Origin of the sequence: Mesorhizobium sp. B2-5-3 (assembly GCF_006441005.1) — a bacterium.
In the GTDB taxonomy this organism is placed as follows: domain Bacteria; phylum Pseudomonadota; class Alphaproteobacteria; order Rhizobiales; family Rhizobiaceae; genus Mesorhizobium.
The window spans coordinates 1-17,048 of record NZ_VFUS01000015.1; the positions used below are offsets into that span (position 1 = coordinate 1).

General features: G+C 65.2%; 17 protein-coding genes. 5 read left to right on the top strand and 12 right to left on the bottom strand.

The window, feature by feature from the left end; all coding sequences use genetic code 11:
- Positions 1–18: 18 nt before the first annotated feature.
- Complete coding sequence (locus FJ867_RS25465) at positions 19–720, bottom strand: haloacid dehalogenase type II (protein ID WP_140818893.1); 702 nt, start codon at positions 718–720, stop codon at positions 19–21.
- A gap of 199 nt (positions 721–919) precedes the next feature.
- On the bottom strand, positions 920–1,381 hold the full coding sequence (locus FJ867_RS25470; protein ID WP_140818895.1) for a cupin domain-containing protein: 462 nt from the start codon (positions 1,379–1,381) through the stop codon (positions 920–922).
- A gap of 127 nt (positions 1,382–1,508) precedes the next feature.
- Between FJ867_RS25470 and FJ867_RS25475 the strand changes: the two genes are divergently transcribed.
- Positions 1,509–3,047 carry a winged helix-turn-helix domain-containing tetratricopeptide repeat protein gene (locus tag FJ867_RS25475; RefSeq protein WP_140685573.1) on the top strand — a complete coding sequence of 513 codons (1,539 nt, stop codon included), beginning with the start codon at positions 1,509–1,511 and terminating at the stop codon, positions 3,045–3,047.
- Positions 3,048–3,113: 66 nt separating this feature from the next.
- Here the strand turns inward: FJ867_RS25475 and FJ867_RS25480 are convergent, their stop codons facing one another.
- From FJ867_RS25480 to FJ867_RS25500, 5 genes are all read right to left on the bottom strand, one after another.
- On the bottom strand, positions 3,114–3,914 hold the full coding sequence (locus tag FJ867_RS25480) for a class I SAM-dependent methyltransferase (protein ID WP_140524156.1): 801 nt from the start codon (positions 3,912–3,914) through the stop codon (positions 3,114–3,116).
- A gap of 280 nt (positions 3,915–4,194) precedes the next feature.
- Positions 4,195–4,707, bottom strand: a complete 513-nt coding sequence (locus FJ867_RS25485) for a RidA family protein (RefSeq protein WP_140491282.1) — start codon at positions 4,705–4,707, stop codon at positions 4,195–4,197.
- 88 nt (positions 4,708–4,795) lie between these two features.
- Positions 4,796–5,209, bottom strand: coding sequence for a cytochrome c (locus FJ867_RS25490; protein WP_140517716.1), 414 nt, complete (start codon positions 5,207–5,209; stop codon positions 4,796–4,798).
- 49 nt (positions 5,210–5,258) lie between these two features.
- Entirely contained in the window at positions 5,259–6,860 is a 1,602-nt protein-coding gene (locus tag FJ867_RS25495; RefSeq protein WP_224681940.1) for a flavin monoamine oxidase family protein, read from the bottom strand.
- Positions 6,861–7,221: 361 nt separating this feature from the next.
- Entirely contained in the window at positions 7,222–8,316 is a 1,095-nt protein-coding gene (locus FJ867_RS25500) for a LacI family DNA-binding transcriptional regulator (protein WP_181167260.1), read from the bottom strand.
- A gap of 551 nt (positions 8,317–8,867) precedes the next feature.
- Between FJ867_RS25500 and FJ867_RS25505 the strand changes: the two genes are divergently transcribed.
- The 4 genes from FJ867_RS25505 (at position 8,868) to FJ867_RS25520 (ending at position 13,281) form a co-directional block, all read left to right on the top strand.
- Complete coding sequence (locus tag FJ867_RS25505; RefSeq protein ID WP_140491278.1) at positions 8,868–9,830, top strand: sugar-binding protein; 963 nt, start codon at positions 8,868–8,870, stop codon at positions 9,828–9,830.
- A 116-nt stretch (positions 9,831–9,946) separates the two neighbouring features.
- Entirely contained in the window at positions 9,947–11,485 is a 1,539-nt protein-coding gene (locus FJ867_RS25510) for a sugar ABC transporter ATP-binding protein (RefSeq protein ID WP_140676583.1), read from the top strand.
- Between the two features lie 50 nt (positions 11,486–11,535).
- Positions 11,536–12,531, top strand: a complete 996-nt coding sequence (locus FJ867_RS25515) for an ABC transporter permease (protein ID WP_140517717.1) — start codon at positions 11,536–11,538, stop codon at positions 12,529–12,531.
- Between the two features lie 231 nt (positions 12,532–12,762).
- The gene (locus tag FJ867_RS25520; protein WP_140818897.1) at positions 12,763–13,281 is read left to right on the top strand and encodes a DUF2231 domain-containing protein; all 519 of its coding nucleotides are present in this window, start codon (positions 12,763–12,765) and stop codon (positions 13,279–13,281) included.
- 55 nt (positions 13,282–13,336) lie between these two features.
- Here FJ867_RS25520 and phnN read toward each other — a convergent pair whose 3' ends face one another.
- From phnN to FJ867_RS25545, 5 genes are all read right to left on the bottom strand, one after another.
- Positions 13,337–13,969, bottom strand: coding sequence for a phosphonate metabolism protein/1,5-bisphosphokinase (PRPP-forming) PhnN (gene phnN, locus FJ867_RS25525; protein ID WP_181168445.1), 633 nt, complete (start codon positions 13,967–13,969; stop codon positions 13,337–13,339).
- A complete protein-coding gene (locus FJ867_RS25530) occupies positions 13,966–15,105 on the bottom strand; it encodes an alpha-D-ribose 1-methylphosphonate 5-triphosphate diphosphatase (RefSeq protein ID WP_140676501.1) in 1,140 nt (379 codons plus the stop codon). The genes phnN and FJ867_RS25530 overlap by 4 nt, the downstream gene beginning before the upstream one ends.
- 44 nt (positions 15,106–15,149) lie before the next feature.
- The gene (locus FJ867_RS25535; RefSeq protein ID WP_140563563.1) at positions 15,150–15,857 is read right to left on the bottom strand and encodes a DUF1045 domain-containing protein; all 708 of its coding nucleotides are present in this window, start codon (positions 15,855–15,857) and stop codon (positions 15,150–15,152) included.
- A gap of 151 nt (positions 15,858–16,008) precedes the next feature.
- Positions 16,009–16,821, bottom strand: a complete 813-nt coding sequence (gene iolB, locus FJ867_RS25540; protein ID WP_140671616.1) for a 5-deoxy-glucuronate isomerase — start codon at positions 16,819–16,821, stop codon at positions 16,009–16,011.
- Between the two features lie 4 nt (positions 16,822–16,825).
- Positions 16,826–17,044 (bottom strand): DUF3329 domain-containing protein, encoded by a 219-nt coding sequence (locus FJ867_RS25545; RefSeq protein WP_140491266.1) that lies wholly within the window; start codon positions 17,042–17,044, stop codon positions 16,826–16,828.
- Between the last annotated feature and the right edge of the window lie 4 nt (positions 17,045–17,048).

Sequence of the window (17,048 nt, forward strand, 5' to 3'; positions counted from 1 at the left end):
CCACCCATCCCTCCGACATCAAACCCACCCAGCCGCCTCAAAGAACCCAGGCACATCATCCAGCCCCCGCGCCACCGCGTCCGGCTCATAATCCGCCGGCGGCTTTCGTCCCGTCCCGCGATCGACCCAGACCGCGCGGAAGTGGAGGTCGCGTGCGGCGGTCAGGTCGAGATGCGGGCTGGCGCAGATGTGGACCAGCTCGTTCCTGGTCACGCCAAGGGTGCGCCAGGCGTGTTCGAAGATTTGCCGCGACGGCTTGTAGGCCTGCGCCTGTTGCGCCGTGATGACCCGGTCGATGGCGCCGCCCAGCTGCGCGACATTGCCGGCGATGATGGCGTCGTCGGTGTTGGAGATGATCGCCAGCCTGAAGCCGGCTTGCTTCAGCCTTTGCAGCGTCGCGACGACCTCCGGGAAGGGCGGCATGCGGCCGATCGAGGATGTCAGCAGTTCGGCGTCGCCGGCTTCCGCTTCCAGCGAAAAGTCCTGCATCGCCAGATGCAGCGCTTTGGCGGTCACCTCGGCGAAGGAGAGGTGCGGCTTGGTATGCTCGAGCTGGTGTTCGTGCCGGTCGTAGACCGGGATGAATGTCTGCGCCTCGATCCTGCGGCCCTTGCGCGACAGGATCGTCTCCATCGCGGTCATCAGCCCTTCATCCCATTGGATCAGCGTGCCGTAGCAGTCGAAAGTAAGCCAGGTCGGGCGCGGTCCGCCAAGTGCCATTCGGGAATCCCCTGCGAAAGATGTCGGAATCCCGAGGGAGATTAGACCACTGCGCGCTTTTATCCAGATGCAGGGTTCCCCGCGTTGGAGGCCACCTCTCGGCCGCAGCGATAATCTTTGCTGTGTCCAGACAACGCAGGCGCCGGCGGCCGGCGTTCGCCCCCGTAAGCGGGCCAATTACGCCTATGCACCAATTCGCCTATGCACTTGCCGTCAGGGTAGAAATCTGGTCGGTGTCGTAGCGGTTCCGCAGTTCGGCAAGCGCCTTCGGGTCCGGGGAGCCTTTTGCGGCAAGCCTGGCAAGTTCCTCGAAATAGTGCTCATGCCCGGGCGGTGAGACGGTCATCAGCACGCGGGCCGGTTTTTCGCCGACATTGGTGATGTTGTGCTGCACGCCGGGCGGAATGAACAGGAAGATGCCGGGGGTCGCCCGGATCACCTCCGCTCCGACGTGCCAGACACATTCGCCGTCAAGCACATAGAAGGTTTCTTCCTGCACGCGATGGACGTGCAGGCCGGTGGCGAAGCCGGCCGGTATGGTCCAGTCGAACACGCTCGTGTGTCTGGTATCCGCGCCGGTGACGAGGAACACCATCGGCTGGCCACGCAGCATGACCCCCTCGTTCTCGTCGGGCATCCGGATGACAGGCGCGGCGCTCATTTGATCCTCCATCGGTTCGCTGCTTTTTCCCGCAGCCACCGGCACAGAATGCCTCTACCCGGCCGGCCAGTCGTGAAGCCGTTGCGAAATCATTGCGAAAAGATCGCAAACGGTATCTCCTTCGGGAATGGCAACGAGCCTCGCCTTTGGCCCCTTTCGCATCGACGGCGAAGCCGGGATCCTGTTCCACGGCGACCAGCCGACGCCGCTCGGCCAACGGGCCGTCGCGCTGCTGGCGCTGCTTGTCGAACGCACGGGCAAGCCGGTTCCCAAACAGGCGCTGATCGACGCCGCATGGCCCGGGCAAGCGATCGAGGACAGCAATCTGACGGTGCAGATCGCGGCGGCCAGGCGCATGCTGGAGAGCGCGGCCGGCGGCGGAAGCTGGATCGAGACGCTGCCGCGGCACGGCTATCGCTATGTCGGGCCCGAGGTCGCGATCGGTGGTCTTGGCCCCGAGGCGGCAACGCTGACATGGCCCGGCAAGCCTTCGATCGCGGTTCTGCCGTTCTCGAACCTGAGCGGTGATCCGGAGCAGGACTATTTCGCCGACGGCATCGTCGACGACATCACCACCGGCCTGGCGCGCATCAACTGGCTGTTCGTCATCGCGCGCAACTCCTCCTTCACCTATAAGGGGCGCGCGGTGGACGTGAAGCAGGTCGGCCGCGAGCTCGGCGTCCACTATGTGCTCGAAGGCAGCGTGCGCAGGGCCGGCGGCAGCGTGCGCGTCACCGGCCAGATGATCGACACCTCGACCGGCGCCCACATATGGGCCGAGCGCTTCGACCGCGCCTCCGCCGATATTTTCGCGCTCCAGGATGAGATCGCGCTGGCGGCCGTCGGCGCGATCGCGCCCAGCCTGCGGCGCGTCGAAATCGAGAGGGTGAGGCGCAAGCGCCCCGACAGTCTCGATGCCTACGACCTCGTGCTGCGCGCCCAGCCGGACGTGGATTCCGGCATGCCCGAACGGGTGGCGCAGGCGCTCGTGCTGCTCGAACGCGCCATCGAACTCGAGCCGACCTATGCGCTTGCCCACGGCAATGCCGCCATGTGCCATCATTGCCTGTTCCTTCGCGCCGGCTTGCAGGAAGCCGATCGCGAGGCTTCGGTACGCCATGCCCGGCTGGCCATCCTGCACGGACAGGACGACGCGGCCGCGCTTACCCTTGCGGGGTTTTCGATCGGCATGGATGGACATGACCGCAAGGCCGCCTTCACCGCCCTGGAAGCCGCGCTTGCCGTCAGCCCGTCATCCGCCCTGACCTACATTCTGGGCAGCGTCATCCTCGGCTGGAGCGGCGAAGCGGAGCAGGCCATCGCGTGGAGCGAGCGCGGGATGCGGCTCAGCCCCTTCGACCCCTGGGCCTTCGCCGCCTTCGACGCGCAGGCGATGAGCCATCTGCTGCGCGGCCGCTATGACGAGGCCTGCCGTGCCGCATACAGGTCGGTGCAGGCCAATCCCGCCCACAGCATCACCTATGTGCAACTGGCCGCCGCCTTGGCCAAGCTCGGCCGGCTGGACGAGGCGATGGCGGCAGCGGCGCGGGTGCGTGAGCTGCATCCGACGTTTCGCTACGGTCGGCAGTTCGCCGCCGTACATTGCGCCCCGGCGGTCGCGCAATGCCTCGGCGAGGCGCTGCAGGCCGCCGGTCTGCCGCAATAGCGCCGGTGCGTCTTCATGGAGACCGGCCTGGGCGGCAGATGGCGGACGGGCGGTTCTTCGGCGCCCTTACCGCACCACGCCCCTGCAAGCCCAGGCAACGTTCGCAAACGACCGCGCGCCATCCGGCCGGCCGGCCTCATAGGCATCGCGGACGGCGGCCTCGCTGCGCGTCCGCTCGGCTGGATCGAGCGTCATCATGTATTTGCCGAGCGGGCCTTCGCCGGCCGCTATCGGCGCCCAATAGTCGTCGAAGTCCCGGTAGTCCATGCGGATCATCAGCTCGGTTTCGGTCACGTCGGCCAGGTCCTGCTCGACAAAAGTCCGCTTCATTTCGCCCGGCTGCATCATCGGCTGGAAGCAATAGCGGCTGCGCATCTGGCGTCCGCCTTCGCTGAGCGCGGCCACCGTGTCGATCATCATGCGCATGCCGGGCATGCCACCGAGATGATCCCACACGACGGCCGCCACCACGCCGCCCGGCCGCACCACGCGGCGCATCTCGCCCACCGCCTTGCCGGCCTCCGGCACGAAGTGGAGCACGAGCAGCGCCAGCGCGCGGTCGAAACCATCGTCGGCGAACGGCAAGGCGGTGGCGTCGGCTTGCTGGATCTCGATGCGCGGGTCGGTGTTGCGCCGCTTCGCCGCCTCGACGAAGACGGGCGAAAAGTCAATTGCCGCGATCGCCGCGAGGTCGGCGGATTTGGCCAGCTCGAACGTCAGGCTGCCGGTGCCGCAGCCGACGTCGAGGATCTTTTCGCCGCGGGCAAGCCCGGCGAAGTCGATGAATTTGGGCGCGAGCTTGCGGCTCCAGCGGCCCATGAGCTGCTCATATCCGCTGGCGTCATGAACGGTGAAACTTGATGTCATCTCGCTCTCCCTGCGCTGAAGAGGCGAGGCTAGGGCAATTCCGGGAAAGGTGTGAGGCGGTTTTCCGTCCGCGGTCGCGCGACCTGCCTTCGACGAATGGCTAGTGCCTGGGCGTGGGCTCCGCGCGGTTTAGCCCTCACTGGCGGGTCAACATCGCCCAGCTCCGCCTTTCGGTGGGTGCCTGAAGGTCACTTCAACCGTACGATTCCCGGCCCGCCGGATCCGCGCCTCGCCAGCCCGTTCGGCATCCTGGCGCAACGGGCTGGCCGAACGCCCGGCTTCAGGGCCGCACGGCGGTCACTTCGATTTCGACCAGGAAGCCGGGACCGGCGAGGCCCGCGACCTGCACCACCGAACGCGTCGGCAGGTTCGGCTGGTCCTTGGTGCCGAAAAACTTCGTGTATCCTTTCATGAAGCCGGCAAAATCCATCTTGCCGCCCTTGGCGGGATCGCCGACCAGGAAGACCTGCATCTTGAAGACGTCGCCCATCTTCAGGCCGAGATCGGCCAGCGTCTTGTCGATCGACTTCAGCACCGAGCCGGTCTGGGCCTCGGTGTCGCCATAGGCGGCGACCGTCGCCTTGTCGGCCTTCTCGTCGATGACCGACGGCACGGCGCCGCTGAGATAGACCGTGGTCTTGCCGGCCGGCACCTCGACGGCGCGCAGGATCGGAAAATCCGAATTCGGAATCTTGTGGCGAACGACGTCGTCGGCCACGGCCGCGCCGGCCGCCAGCATTCCCGCCGCCAGCACGGCGGCCCCAATCCATGATTTCCCGATCGATGGTTTCATGACCCGTTTCCTTCCATTCGAGAGGGCGGCGAGCGCCGGAATGCCCGCCGCCGTTTGCGTTGCCGCATGAGCGGGCGACATCCGCCACTCAGCGGACATCCTTCACGTCCTGCGCCGTCACGGCATCCTTGTAGTCGTTGCCGAAATGCGTCCTGACATAGTTGACCACGGCAGCGACCTGGTCGTCGCTCATCATCTGCCCCACCGGCGGCATGCCGTTTTGCCCGTGCAGGACGAGGCTTACCGGATAGCCGCCGGTCTCCAGGTTCTTGTTCTTGGCCAGCGCCGGATAGTGGCCGGCGCCGACCGCGCCTTGCCCCTTGTCCAGGTGGCAGGCGGCGCAGACATTGGCATAGAGCGCCGCGCCGTCCTTTTCGGTGAAAGTATCGCCCTGGCTGAACGTGACGCCGGCCGAATCGGCGAACGCGCCGGGAGCCGTGAACGCCATGGCGGCGGCCATGGCGGCGATGAGACCGCAGGGTCTTTTGAAGGAGCTGCTCATGATGGGATGCCTCGCGGGATACGGGGTGAACGAAGGGATCGGCATGGCCTCATCCCTGCATGACGCGCTGGTGCAGGCGGGTGATGGCGTTGAGCGAGGACAGGATCGCGCCCTCCTGCCAGGCGGGAATGTAGGAGGCATGCTCGCCGGCCAGCACGATGCGGCCGTCGATCTGGCACAGATTGTCGTAGTGCTCCTTGCGCGCCTCCTCGGTCCAGTCGCCCGCGCAGCCAAGCGTGAAGGGCGAGCGGTGCCATGCCCAGGAAACGCCGGTCTCGAACTCCTGTTTGTATTGCGGGTGAAGCTGCGCGCCGTATTCCACCGCCTTCTGCACGCGCTCCTGCGGGGTCATGGCGGTGAATTCGTAGGAGTTCGGTCCGTTCCATGTGTAGCAGCCGAGCAGCACGCCCTTGCCGCCGGCGTTGAAGCCGGTGCTGGGGTAGGAGATCTGCGAAATGGGCAAGTTGGTGTAGCTGACGCCGCCGAAGATCGATTCGTCCTCCTCCCAGAAACGGCGCTTCATCTGCAGGCCGACCTTGACCGAGGACGCATAGGGCACCGCCCCGATCGCCGCCTGCATGGCGCCGCCGACCTGGATTTCGATCTGGCTGAGGATGGTGAGCGGAATGGTGCACACGCACCAGTCGGCGCTGGCTTCCTGGGCGGTTCCGGGGTTTTTCGCGTCCTCATAGGTCACCGTCACGCCCTTGTCGTTCTGGGCGATCTTGGTGACCTTGGCATTGTAGGTGATGAGGTCGCCGACCTGCTTGGCGAAGGCTTCGCCGATCCTGCCCATGCCGCCGACCGGCTGGAACATGGTGGTCTGGAATTCGTAGAGCGAGAAGTTGGCGAGGCTGCCCCACAGGCGCGAATTCAGCACGTCGGACGCGCCGATGATCTGACCCGCCACCGGCTCGGCGCCGATGCCGCCGCCCGGCTCCTTCTCGTAGCCGCGGAACTCGGCGGTCGCGAGGCTGGATTTGTAGCTGTAGTCCTTGTCCAGCGCCCCCCAGGACTGCAGCGCCTCGAGCAGCACCTCCTGGTCCTCCTTGGAGACGAGCCCTTCCAACTGGCCCTTCTTGGCCACCTTGGCCAGCAACTCCGACGTGTGGCCCTTGAAGTCGGTCTCGATCTCGCGCACGCGCTTGGGCTTGCCGCCGAAGGCCTCGGTCGAGTGCAGCAGGGCGTTGTGATTTGTCTGCTGGAACGGCTCCAGCGTCACCCCGAGCCTCCGGCAGTAGGCCAACAGCCCGTTGTGATGGTAAGGGATGCGCCAGGGGCCGGGATTGAGGTAGAGCCCCTCGTCGAACTCGCATTTCTGCGTGTAGCCGCCGAGTTCGGTGACGGTGTCGCCGCCGCGTATCGTCCAGTTGCGGCCGCCGGCGCGGGCATTGTATTCGAGGATCTTCACCTTGTAGCCGGCCTGGCGCAGTTCCAGGGCCGCCAGCATGCCGGCAAGGCCGGCGCCCAGGACGAGCACCGAAGCGCCCTTCGGGTCGCCTTCGAGCTTGATCGGTCCCTTGTAATCGGACTCTGCCGCCAGCCCCATGCTGGTCATGGCCTGGTACATTGCGGCGCTGCCCGCCGTAATGCCGATCATTTTGAGAAGGTCGCGCCGGCGCATGCCGGCAAGGGATTGTTCGAGCTGCATGTTCGTCTCCTCGATCAGCGGCACGCCGCGATCCGCCGCCTGTTGCCCCCGCAAGCTCGAGGCGAGCCCCGGTGGACGACGCAAGGCTATGCCTGCAACCCAATCTGTTCAACCAACACGCCGCGCTTGGAACAAATGTCCTCGAATCTTGGCGCAATCGGGCTCTCGCGGCGTCGCTGGCCGGCATTTTTCACGCCTTCGCGGCCTCGGGGCCGGCGGCCCGACCGCTTGCTGTGCCAATTGAAAGGGCATGCCTGGCTGGCCCCGGCAGCGGGAAAGTCCGACGGGAAAGTCCGTGGCCTGCCGGCGCTCGCGGCGCCGGTTTTCATCGCCCAAATGCTTGCCTTGTCGGCCGGGTCGGTCAGCCTGCCACGGCCCGCACGCTCTCCCTCTCCACCAGCGGACATTCCAGCTTGGTGATGGGATAGCGCCCCCGTCCCACCGTCGCTGGCGCTTCGAGCTGTTCGATCGCCCATTGGCCCATCGCCATATGCGGCAGGATCGAGGTGGTCAGCGGCGGGAACAGATGCCTGGCGATTTCCTCGTCGTCGTAGCCGACCACGGAGATGTCCTGCGGGATGTGCAGGCCGGCTTCCTTCAGCGCTTCGTAGCAGCCGATCGCGGTGCGGTCGTTCTGGCAGAAGATGGCGGTCGGGCGGTCCTTCAGCGCCAGGAGCTTGACGGTCGCGGCATAGCCGGCACTTGCCGACCAGTCGCCCTCGACCACCAGTTCGGGATCGAAGGGGATGTCGGCAGTGGCAAGAGCGCGGCGGTAGCCTTTCAGGCGGTCCTGTGCCGCCTGCATCCAGGGCTCGCCGGTGATGGTGGCGATGCGGCGGTGGCCGTGGCTGATCAAGTGCCGGGTGGAGCTCTGGCCGCCGGCGATCTCGGAGGGCACCACGGCGGGGAAGGCGTAATCCGACGTGTAGCAGTTGAGCAGGATCACCGGGATGTCGAGGCTGTAGAGGAAGTCGGGCGCCGTGATCTCGCGGGTGAAGATGGTCATGTAGATCAGCGCCGAAATGCCCCGCCTGGTCAGCGCCTCTATGGCGCGCGGCTCCATCACGGCGTCGCCCATGGTCTGCGCCACCAGAAGCACGTTGCCGGCGTTCCACGAGGCCTGGCGCGCGCCCTCGATGGCGACGACGGCTTCCGGGCTGGTGGCGAGCTGGTCGACGGCGAAGCCGATCACCCCGTCCAGCCCGTCGAAGGCGCTGGCCGGCGCCTTCAGCGCCGAAAAGGCCGGCGCACTATAGCCCAGCGCGCGCGCCGCCTCGATCACCCGCTCGCGCGTCTGCCGCGACAGTTTTATGCCAGGCGAATTGTTGAGCACGAAGGAAACAGTCGCCTGCGAGCAGCCGGCGGCGCGCGCAATGTCGGTCATGGTGACCCGGCCCTTGGGCTTCACCGGCGCCTTGCGGCGCCTTGCCGTCGCGATATCGGTGGTCTCGCTCATGCTGTTCGTGTTCCCCAGCCTGTCCGGCCTGCCCGGCGACCATCAAGGCCGCGCCGGTTTATAGAAATATCGGCTAACTTATACCTATTAGCGGACGACGGGTCTACTGGCTAGCCGGCTCCGGGCAGCTCAAATCACAGCATATGAGCCGATTACCCCGTTTGCCCCAAGCCATTGCGTTTCAGGCAAACCCAACGGCGTCGCCGCCGGCGTGGTCGCCATCGAACGCAACTAATACCGTTTACTAATACGAAAATGCGCTGTAACGTCGGTCCGTCGCGTCCGTTTTCCCTGGGGCGCGGTGCATGCGAATGGCCCGATGGCAAGCGGATAGTACCCCCGCGAAGCCTTGTCGCGGACATGTGATATGTCAGACAAATCGGACTATTTACGAACGGGGGATGAGTCTCTAAAGTCCGTCGCCGTGGCTGGAACGACGCCATCTTCAGTGCCGGGAACCCTTGAGGAGGAGGGCGTCCAAGCCGCGAACGGCAAATCAGACAAGTGCAGGATCGGCCGGTCCGACGACCGGCCAAAACGGGAGGTTGAACATGAAATCCTTGATACGCAATGCATCCGTGGCCACCGCGGCGCTGCTGCTTGGCCTGACGGCGAGCACGATCGCGCGCGCCGACGACAAGCCGACGCTGGCCTTCGTCGTCAACGGCGCTTCCGACTTCTGGAAGGCGGCCGAAGCCGGCGTCAAGAAGGCGCAGGGCGAACTGCCCGACTACAATCTCGAGCTGAAATATCCCGAGCAGTCCTCGGTCGCCATCCAGCAGCGGCTGATGGACGATCTGGTCACCGCCGGCGTCAAGGGCATCATGGTTTCGGCCGTCGATCCCAAGACCTCGACCGACGGGCTGAACAAGATCGCCTCGGAAACGGCGCTGTTCACCACCGACAGTGACGCTCCGCAGACCAAGCGCGTCGCCTATATCGGCTCGTCCAATGTCGATGCCGGCAAGCAGGCGGCCGAGATCGCCAAGAAGGCGATGCCGGACGGCGGCAAGTGCCTCGGCTTCGTCGGCCTGCTCGGCGCCGACAATGCCAAGGAGCGCATCCAGGGCATGAAGGATGGCCTGGCCGGCACCAAGATCGAGCTCGTCGACGTGCGCGGCGACGACATCGATCAGGCCCGCGCCAAGAAGAATGTCGAGGACGCGCTGGTCGCCAGTCCCGACGTCACCTGCATGGTCGGCTTCTACTCCTACAACACGCCGCGCATCTATGAAGCGCTGCGCGATGCCGGCAAGCTCGGCTCGATCACCGTCGTCGGCTTCGATGACGATCCGATCACGCTGGGCGGCGTCAAGGAAGGCACCATTGCCGCCACCGTCGTGCAGCAGCCCTTCGAGTGGGCCTATCAGGGCATGAAGCTGATGGCATCCTATCTCAAGGGCGACAAGTCGGGCATCCCGGCCGACGGCCTCATCATCATCCCGACCAAGATCATCGGCAAGGATGACGTCGACGCCTACGCCGCCAATCTGAAGGCGATGGCTGGAAACTAAGACCGAAGGCAGTTCAGCCGGCTCAACGTCGCTTGAGCCGGCTGCTCTCGCATTGACGAACCCTTCGAGGCCAGTCAGTCTGCCAAGAGGTCGGCCCGCCAACGCTGTCAGGCATGATGAATTATTCCGACACATCCATCGCCGCGACCACCCCGTTCCTCAGTCTCGAGAACGTGCGCAAGACCTATCCGGGCGTCGTCGCGCTCGACGGCTTCTCGATGGAGGTCAGGCCGGGCGAGGTCATCGGTCTCGTCGGCGAGAACGGCGCCGGCAAATCCACCTTGATGAAGATCCTCGGCGGCGTGACGCGGCCGGACAGCGGCACCGTCACCGTCGACGGCACCGCCCATGACGGCCTGAGCGTCGAGGGCAGCCTGGGCTCCGGCATCGCCTTCGTCCACCAGGAACTCAACCTGTTCGAGAACCTCGATGTCGCAGCCAACATCTTCTTCGGCCGCGAACCGCTGCGCGCCGGGCCGCTCAGGCTCGTCGACCGCGCCAGGCTGCGCGCCATGGTGGCGCCGCTCCTGAAGCGCGTCGGCGCCAATTTCTCCGCCGACACGCCTGTCGCCGAACTGTCGCTCGCGCAGCAGCAGATGGTCGAGATCGCCAAGGCGCTGTCGATCAAGGCTAGGCTGGTCATCCTCGACGAACCGACGTCGAGCCTGCCGATCGCCGAGACCGACAAATTGCTCGACGTCATCAGGGCGCTGAAGGCGGACGGCATCAGCGTCATCTTCATTTCGCATCGCCTGCACGAGGTCGAGCGCGTCGCCGACCGCGTCATCGTGCTGCGCGACGGCATGCTGGCCGGCACCTTGCCCAAGCGCGACATCAACCACGACCAGATGGTCAAGCTGATGATCGGCCGCATGCTGAAGGAGCGCGAGAAGGCTTCCGAGGCGGCCCGCGCCCCCGGCGCCGTCGCCCTGTCGGCCAAGGCCATCCGCACCCCGACCTATCCCGGCCGGCCGGTAGATCTCGACGTCAGGCGCGGTGAAATCCTCGGCCTTGCCGGCCTTGTCGGTTCCGGCCGCACTGAGCTGGCGCGGGTGTTCTTCGGCATCGAAAGCAGCCTCGGCGGCACGCTCGAGCTCGCCGGCAAGCCGCTCTCCCTGGGCTCGGCGGCCGATGCCGTCGCGCACGGCATCTTCCTGGTGCCGGAGGACCGCAAGCTGACCGGTATCCTGCTCGACCTTTCGATCGCCCAGAACATTTCGCTGCCCAACCTGCCGGCGCATGCCAAGCGCTCCTTGGTGTCGACCAGCGCCGAAACGGCAACCGCCGAGAAGCAGAAAAAAGATCTCGGCATCAAGGCGCCCTCGGTTCAGACGCGCACCGGCACGCTGTCGGGCGGCAACCAGCAGAAGGTCGTGCTGGCCAAATGGCTGGCGATGAACCCCAAGGTGATGATCCTCGATGAGCCGACGCGCGGCATCGACATCGGCGCCAAGGCGGAGATCTACGGGCTGATGCGTGCGCTGGCCGACGCCGGCGTCGCCGTGCTGATGATCTCCAGCGACATGGAGGAGGTGATCGGCGTGTCCGACCGCATCGCCGTCATGCATGAGGGCCAGATCTCGGGCATTCTGGACAAGGACCAGTTCAGCCAGGAAAACGTGCTGCTGCTGGCGGTAGGCAAGCAGCCGAAATAATTCTGCCGCCGCGCCGCGGAAGCGCTCGGGCCGGCATTGGGGAGAAGATGATGAGCAAGAAAGATCTCGGCCTGCTGATCCTGATCCTGGTGGTCGGCGCCATCGTCGCCATCATCAATCCGCGCTTCCTGCTGCCGATCAATCTCGCCAACACCTCGAACCTGATCGGACTGTTCGGCATCCTGTCGATCGGCCAGGCCTTCGTCATCATCACCGGCGGCATCGAATTGTCGGTCGGCTCGCTGGTGGCGCTGCTGGGAACGCTTTTCATCGACTTCATCGCCGTGCGCGGCATGGAATGGCCGCTGGCCTTCGTGCTCATCCTGGTGCTCGGTGCCATCATCGGCCTGGCGCATGGCTGGCTGATCACGCGGCTCAAATTGCAGCCCTTCGTGGTGACCTTGTGCGGCCTTTTGATCTATCGCGGCGTCGCCCGCTTCTACACCGCCGACGGCACCGCCGGCTTCGCCTTCGGCCAGAATTTCCCGGAGCTCGAATTCTTGACCGCCGGCCGCTCCTGGGGCGTGCCGAACTCCTTCTTCGCCCTGATCGTCATCGCCATCGTCATGTGGGTGGTGCTGCACCGCTCGGTGTTCGGCCGCTATCTCTACGCCATCGGCAAGAACGAGGAGGCGGCGAAATATTCCGGCATCCGCACCGGGCGTGTCGTCATGGCCGCCTACGTCATCTGCGGGGTACTGACGGCGCTGTCGGCGATCTATTTCGCCATGTACACGCGATCCATCTCGCCGGCCAGCCACGGCCAGTTCTACGAGCTTTACGCCATTGCCGCGGCCGTGCTCGGCGGCTTCTCGCTGCGCGGCGGCGAGGGCTCGCTGATCGGCGTCATCCTCGGCACCGTGCTGCTGCAGGAGCTGCAGAACCTCGTCAATCTGCTCGGCATCCCGTCCTCGCTCAACTTCGCGGTGATGGGCGGCGTCATCCTCATCGGCGTGCTGATCGACCAGCAATGGGGCGTGTTCCGCGCGCGGCGGCGCATGGTCGACGCCAGCCGCAAGAGCATCGCCGGCGCAGCGGCGGAATAGTCAGGGGCAAAAAGCCACCATCCGCCGTGGCCGTCGAAAGATAACGCCGCTCTATCTCGCCGGCCCCGCAATTCCGCTCGATCTGTTGTCGGCCGTATCTGTGCGGCCCCAAGTGACTTGAGTGCAAAAGGGGGGCGGCATCGCGAAAACGGTCTTGCGAGCTTCCATCCGGATTGGAACGAAACCCTTATCTGGGCGTTGTTCAAAGCTTTTCTATTCGGAGGCATTGTCATGGCCGCGAATCCGCTAAGCACCGCCAAGGTGGGAGGTCATCCCATCCATCCGATGCTCATTCCCTTTCCTGTCGCGTTCCTTGTCGGCGCGTTTCTCACCGATTTGATGTTCTGGGGGACTGCCGACGCCTTTTGGGCACGCGCGTCGATGTGGCTGATTGGAGCAGCCATCGTCATGGCTCTCCTGGCGGCGATTGCCGGCTTTATCGATTTCCTGAGCGAGCCGCGCATCCGCGCCCTGACGGACGCCTGGTACCACATGGTCGGCAATTTGACCGCCGTCGTTCTGGCGCTGATCAATTTCTATCTTCGCTACAGCCAAGGTGCCGAAGCGGCAGTTCGCCCATGGGGAGTGCTGCTTTCATTGATCGTTGTCTGCATCCTGCTGTTTACCGGCTGGAAAGGCTGGGAAATGGTGTACCGCCATCACGTCGCGGTTCTGGACGCGCCGACACAACCTTCGGCAACGCCGTCGGCCGGCACGCCGCGTGCCGATCACGACCGGCACGCGGCATAAAAGGAGGGTGTTTCGATGTTCAGATCAGGCGAGCGCCACCTGACCATCGACACCTTTAGTCGATCAGCCCCGACATGTCGGAGAACGCCATCGCCTTGCGCAGCACCTCGGCAAAGCGCTCGCCTGCCGCTTCGCGCGAACCGCTATTGTCGATCGAGGTGACGCCGGGTCCGGACAGCGTCACAGGGGCGCTGCGCGCCAGGCGTGCCAGAACCTCCCCGCGCGACTCGCGGCCACGCATCGCCAGCCGCCCGGCCAGCACATCGGGCGAAGCGGTGATCTCGACGACGGCCAGATTGGCATAGCGCTCCCGCAAGGCAGGGATGATCGCGCGCGATACGTTGGCGACAGCGACATGGCCGTTGGCCACTGCCCAATCGACCTCGGCCGGCAGGCCGTAGCGCAGGCCGTGCGCCTCCCAGGAGACGGCGAAGGCGCCGTCGGCTTCGGCTTCGATGAAGGCGGCATCCGCCAGCGTGTCGTGATCCTCGCTTGCCGTGTCGCTCGGTCTGGTGATGACGCGGCGCACGAACTCCAGCCGCGGCTCGTCGGCGAAAAGCGCCTTGGCATGGCCGATGATCGTATCCTTGCCGGCGCCGCTCGGGCCCACCACGGCAACGAAGACGCCGTCGCGTATGGGAAACGCCTCGGCCGACAGTTCACGCTCGATCAATGCCGAAGCCATCACGCGACCCGCCGCCCCTGCCGCCAGACCGTGCGCACCACCGGAACGTGGTCGTCGAGGCGCACGCGCACCAGGTCGGCCCGGCGGCCCTCTTCGATGACGCCGCGATCGGAAAGACCGACGGCCTCGGCCGGGTTCTTGGACACCATTGCCACCGCCTGCGGCAGGGAAATGCTATCGACGACGTCGCCGAGAAAGAAGGCGGACTGGATCAGGCTGAAGGGGATGTAGTCGGACGACAATATGTCGAGCAGGCCGTCGCTGGCCAGCGTGCGCGCCGAGACATTGCCCGAATGCGAGGCGCCGCGCATGACATTGGGCGCGCCCATCAGCACGCCGAGCCCGGCATCCTTCGAAGCTCTGGCGGCCTCCTCGGTGGTCGGGAATTCGGCAACGCGCACGCCTTGCTCGATGGCTTCGTCGACATGGCCCGTCGTCGCATCGTCATGGCTCGCAAGCACGATGCCGCGCTCGTGGCAGGCGGCGGCGATGAAGACGCGGTTCGGGGCCGAATTCCGGGCCGATTCGCCCATCCGCTTCTCGCAGAATTTCTGGAAATCGTGATCGGTCAGCTTCAGCTTGCGCTGATAGTAGTAGGCGTAGGTTTCGAGGTTGACGAACTGGCGCTGGCCTGGCGCATGGTCCATCAGCGAGGCGAGCTTCACCCGTTCGTCCGTCTCGAAATTGGCGAAGGCCCTGAGGCAATCCGGCGCCGAGACCTCGCAGCGTAGATGGATGAAATGATCGGCCCGCAATCGATCCATCCGCACGCTGTCCTCGATCGCATCGGCGAGCTTGCGGATGTCGGCGGCGTTGAGATCGGCATCCTCGTCCATGCCGACACGCAAGGCGTCGAGCACGGTGGTGATGCCTGCCGTCGCCACCTGCGCGTCATGGGCGAGCACGGCGGCGATCGGGTTCCAACGCACCTTGGGCCGCGGCGCATAGTGGCCTTCCAGGTGATCGGTGTGCAGCTCGACCAGTCCCGGAATGATGAAGTCGCCAGCCATGTCCTCGCCGGCTCGCACGACGCCGGCGGATATGTCGGCGATCAGACCGTCACGCATCACGAGCGAACCGTCGATGATCTCGTCGGCAAGAACGATGCGGGCGTTGCTCAGAATGGTGTCGGCGGTCATCTTAGGCAGTCCTTGGTTTTTTCTCGCCTTTGCGGCTTGTTGCTTCAGGCGGTTTTTCTGGCCGGACGGCGCCCGAGCGCGTGCTGGGAAAGCACCATGAACGGGGCGCCGGGTTCGGGCTCGATGAACAACGTCAGCGCGTCCACCGGAACCGGCTGGCGCAGCACCTCGGTGAACAGGCCCTCGATTGCCAGGCGAAGACGAGGGCTTTCCTGTGGCCCGGCCCTGCCGGACAGCGTCATGTGAAAGCGGAAGCTCTCGAAGACGTAAGGATAGCCCCATTGGCAGAGATTGCGGAATTCGCCCGGCTTCAGCGAGTCCGGGCTGCGCCGCTCGATCTCGGCCTCCGTCAACGGCGCGCGAAAGCGGTCGAAATCGCGCACCACATCATCGGCGAAGCGATTGAGCGGAGGCAATGGCGCCTCCGGCACCAGTGCGAAGAAACCGTCGATCTGGCTGACGACGAGACGCGGGATCATCACAACGGGCGTCGCCTGGGCAAAGGCGTCGAGCGCTGCGCGCAACGAGGCTTCGGTTTCGTTGGCCGCTAACCGGAAAGGGGCTTTCAGCGTTGCGTGAAAACCATAGCGCCGTGCCGATGCGGTGTGGAAGGCGACTTCCGCCGCCGACAAATCGCCCACCGCCTCCACCGGTCGCGTCGCGGCGCCGAACGGGTCACGGCCCAGCCAGTTGGCGGCGATCCGCGCCAATTTTTCGTCCTGTTGGGGGGTGAAGTAGATGGCGTAGCGCATCGAAAATCCTCGTCAGCCCGTTGCCATAGGTGATTTCCATGACGGATTGACGAAGCTTTGAAGGGTTTTCGAAGGCAAATCGACCCCGCCGGTCCTTAGCCGACGATTTTTCTGATCTGGACCAACAGGTTCAGCCGTGAACGCGCAACGGTCAGGCCTTCATCAGCCATTCGTGCTCGGGCGCATTGTGGAATTTCCACGTCCGCTTCGGGCCGGCCATGACGTTGAGATAGTAGAGGTCGTAGCCATGGCAAGCCGCGCAGGGGTGATAGCCCTTGGGCACCAGCACGACGTCGCCGTCCTCGATCGCCATCGCCTCGTCCAGCGCGCGGGAGCCGTCCTTGTCGGCGTCGGTATAGACCCGCTGGAAAGCAAAGCCCTGCGGCGGGTTGAGGCGGTGATAATAGGTTTCCTCGAGATAGGATTCGTTAGGGAGATTGTCCTGGTCGTGCTTGTGCGGCGGATAGCTCGACGTATGGCCGCCGGGCGTGATGACCTCGACCACCAGCAGCGAATCGGCCGGCTTGCCCTCGGGCAGGATGTTGGTGACGTAGCGCGTATTGGTGCCCTTGCCGCGCACCTCCTGGCCGAGGTCGTCAGGCCCGATGACGCGAACCGGCAGGCCGCCGCTCAATCCCGGCGCCGAGCAGACCGCCAGTTCCAGTCCGCTATCAGCCGTCACCGACCAGTCCGATCCCTGCGGCACATAGACCGACCATGGTTTGCCTTCGAAGGGCGACATGCGCTGGCCGAGCAGGCCGAGATCCTTGCCGCCGGCCGCGACCGTGCCCTTGCCGGTGACGAACACCAGGCAGACTTCGCGATCGTCCGTTGTTCCCGAAGCCGTTTCGCCCGGTTTCAGCCGATGCAGGTCGAACCCGACATAGGTCCAGCCGGCGCTTTGCGGCGTGACGTGCGCGACACGGCCATGGCCCTTGTCGGCTTTGACCAGCAGCTTCGACATCCGGTTACTCCTTCGGTTCGACTTCGGCGGGCGCCTTGTTCTCGTCGGCCGGCTTGTAGAGATAAAAAAACTGCCAGACGCCATAGCCGGCGAAGCCCAGCGCGATCACGCCCCAGAACGGCGTGCCGCTCGCGAATTCGATGATCGACCAGATGACGCACACCGCGACGACGGCGACACGCCGCCACAATGGCCGGAAGAAGGGGTGCTCGGAATCTTTCATCGCG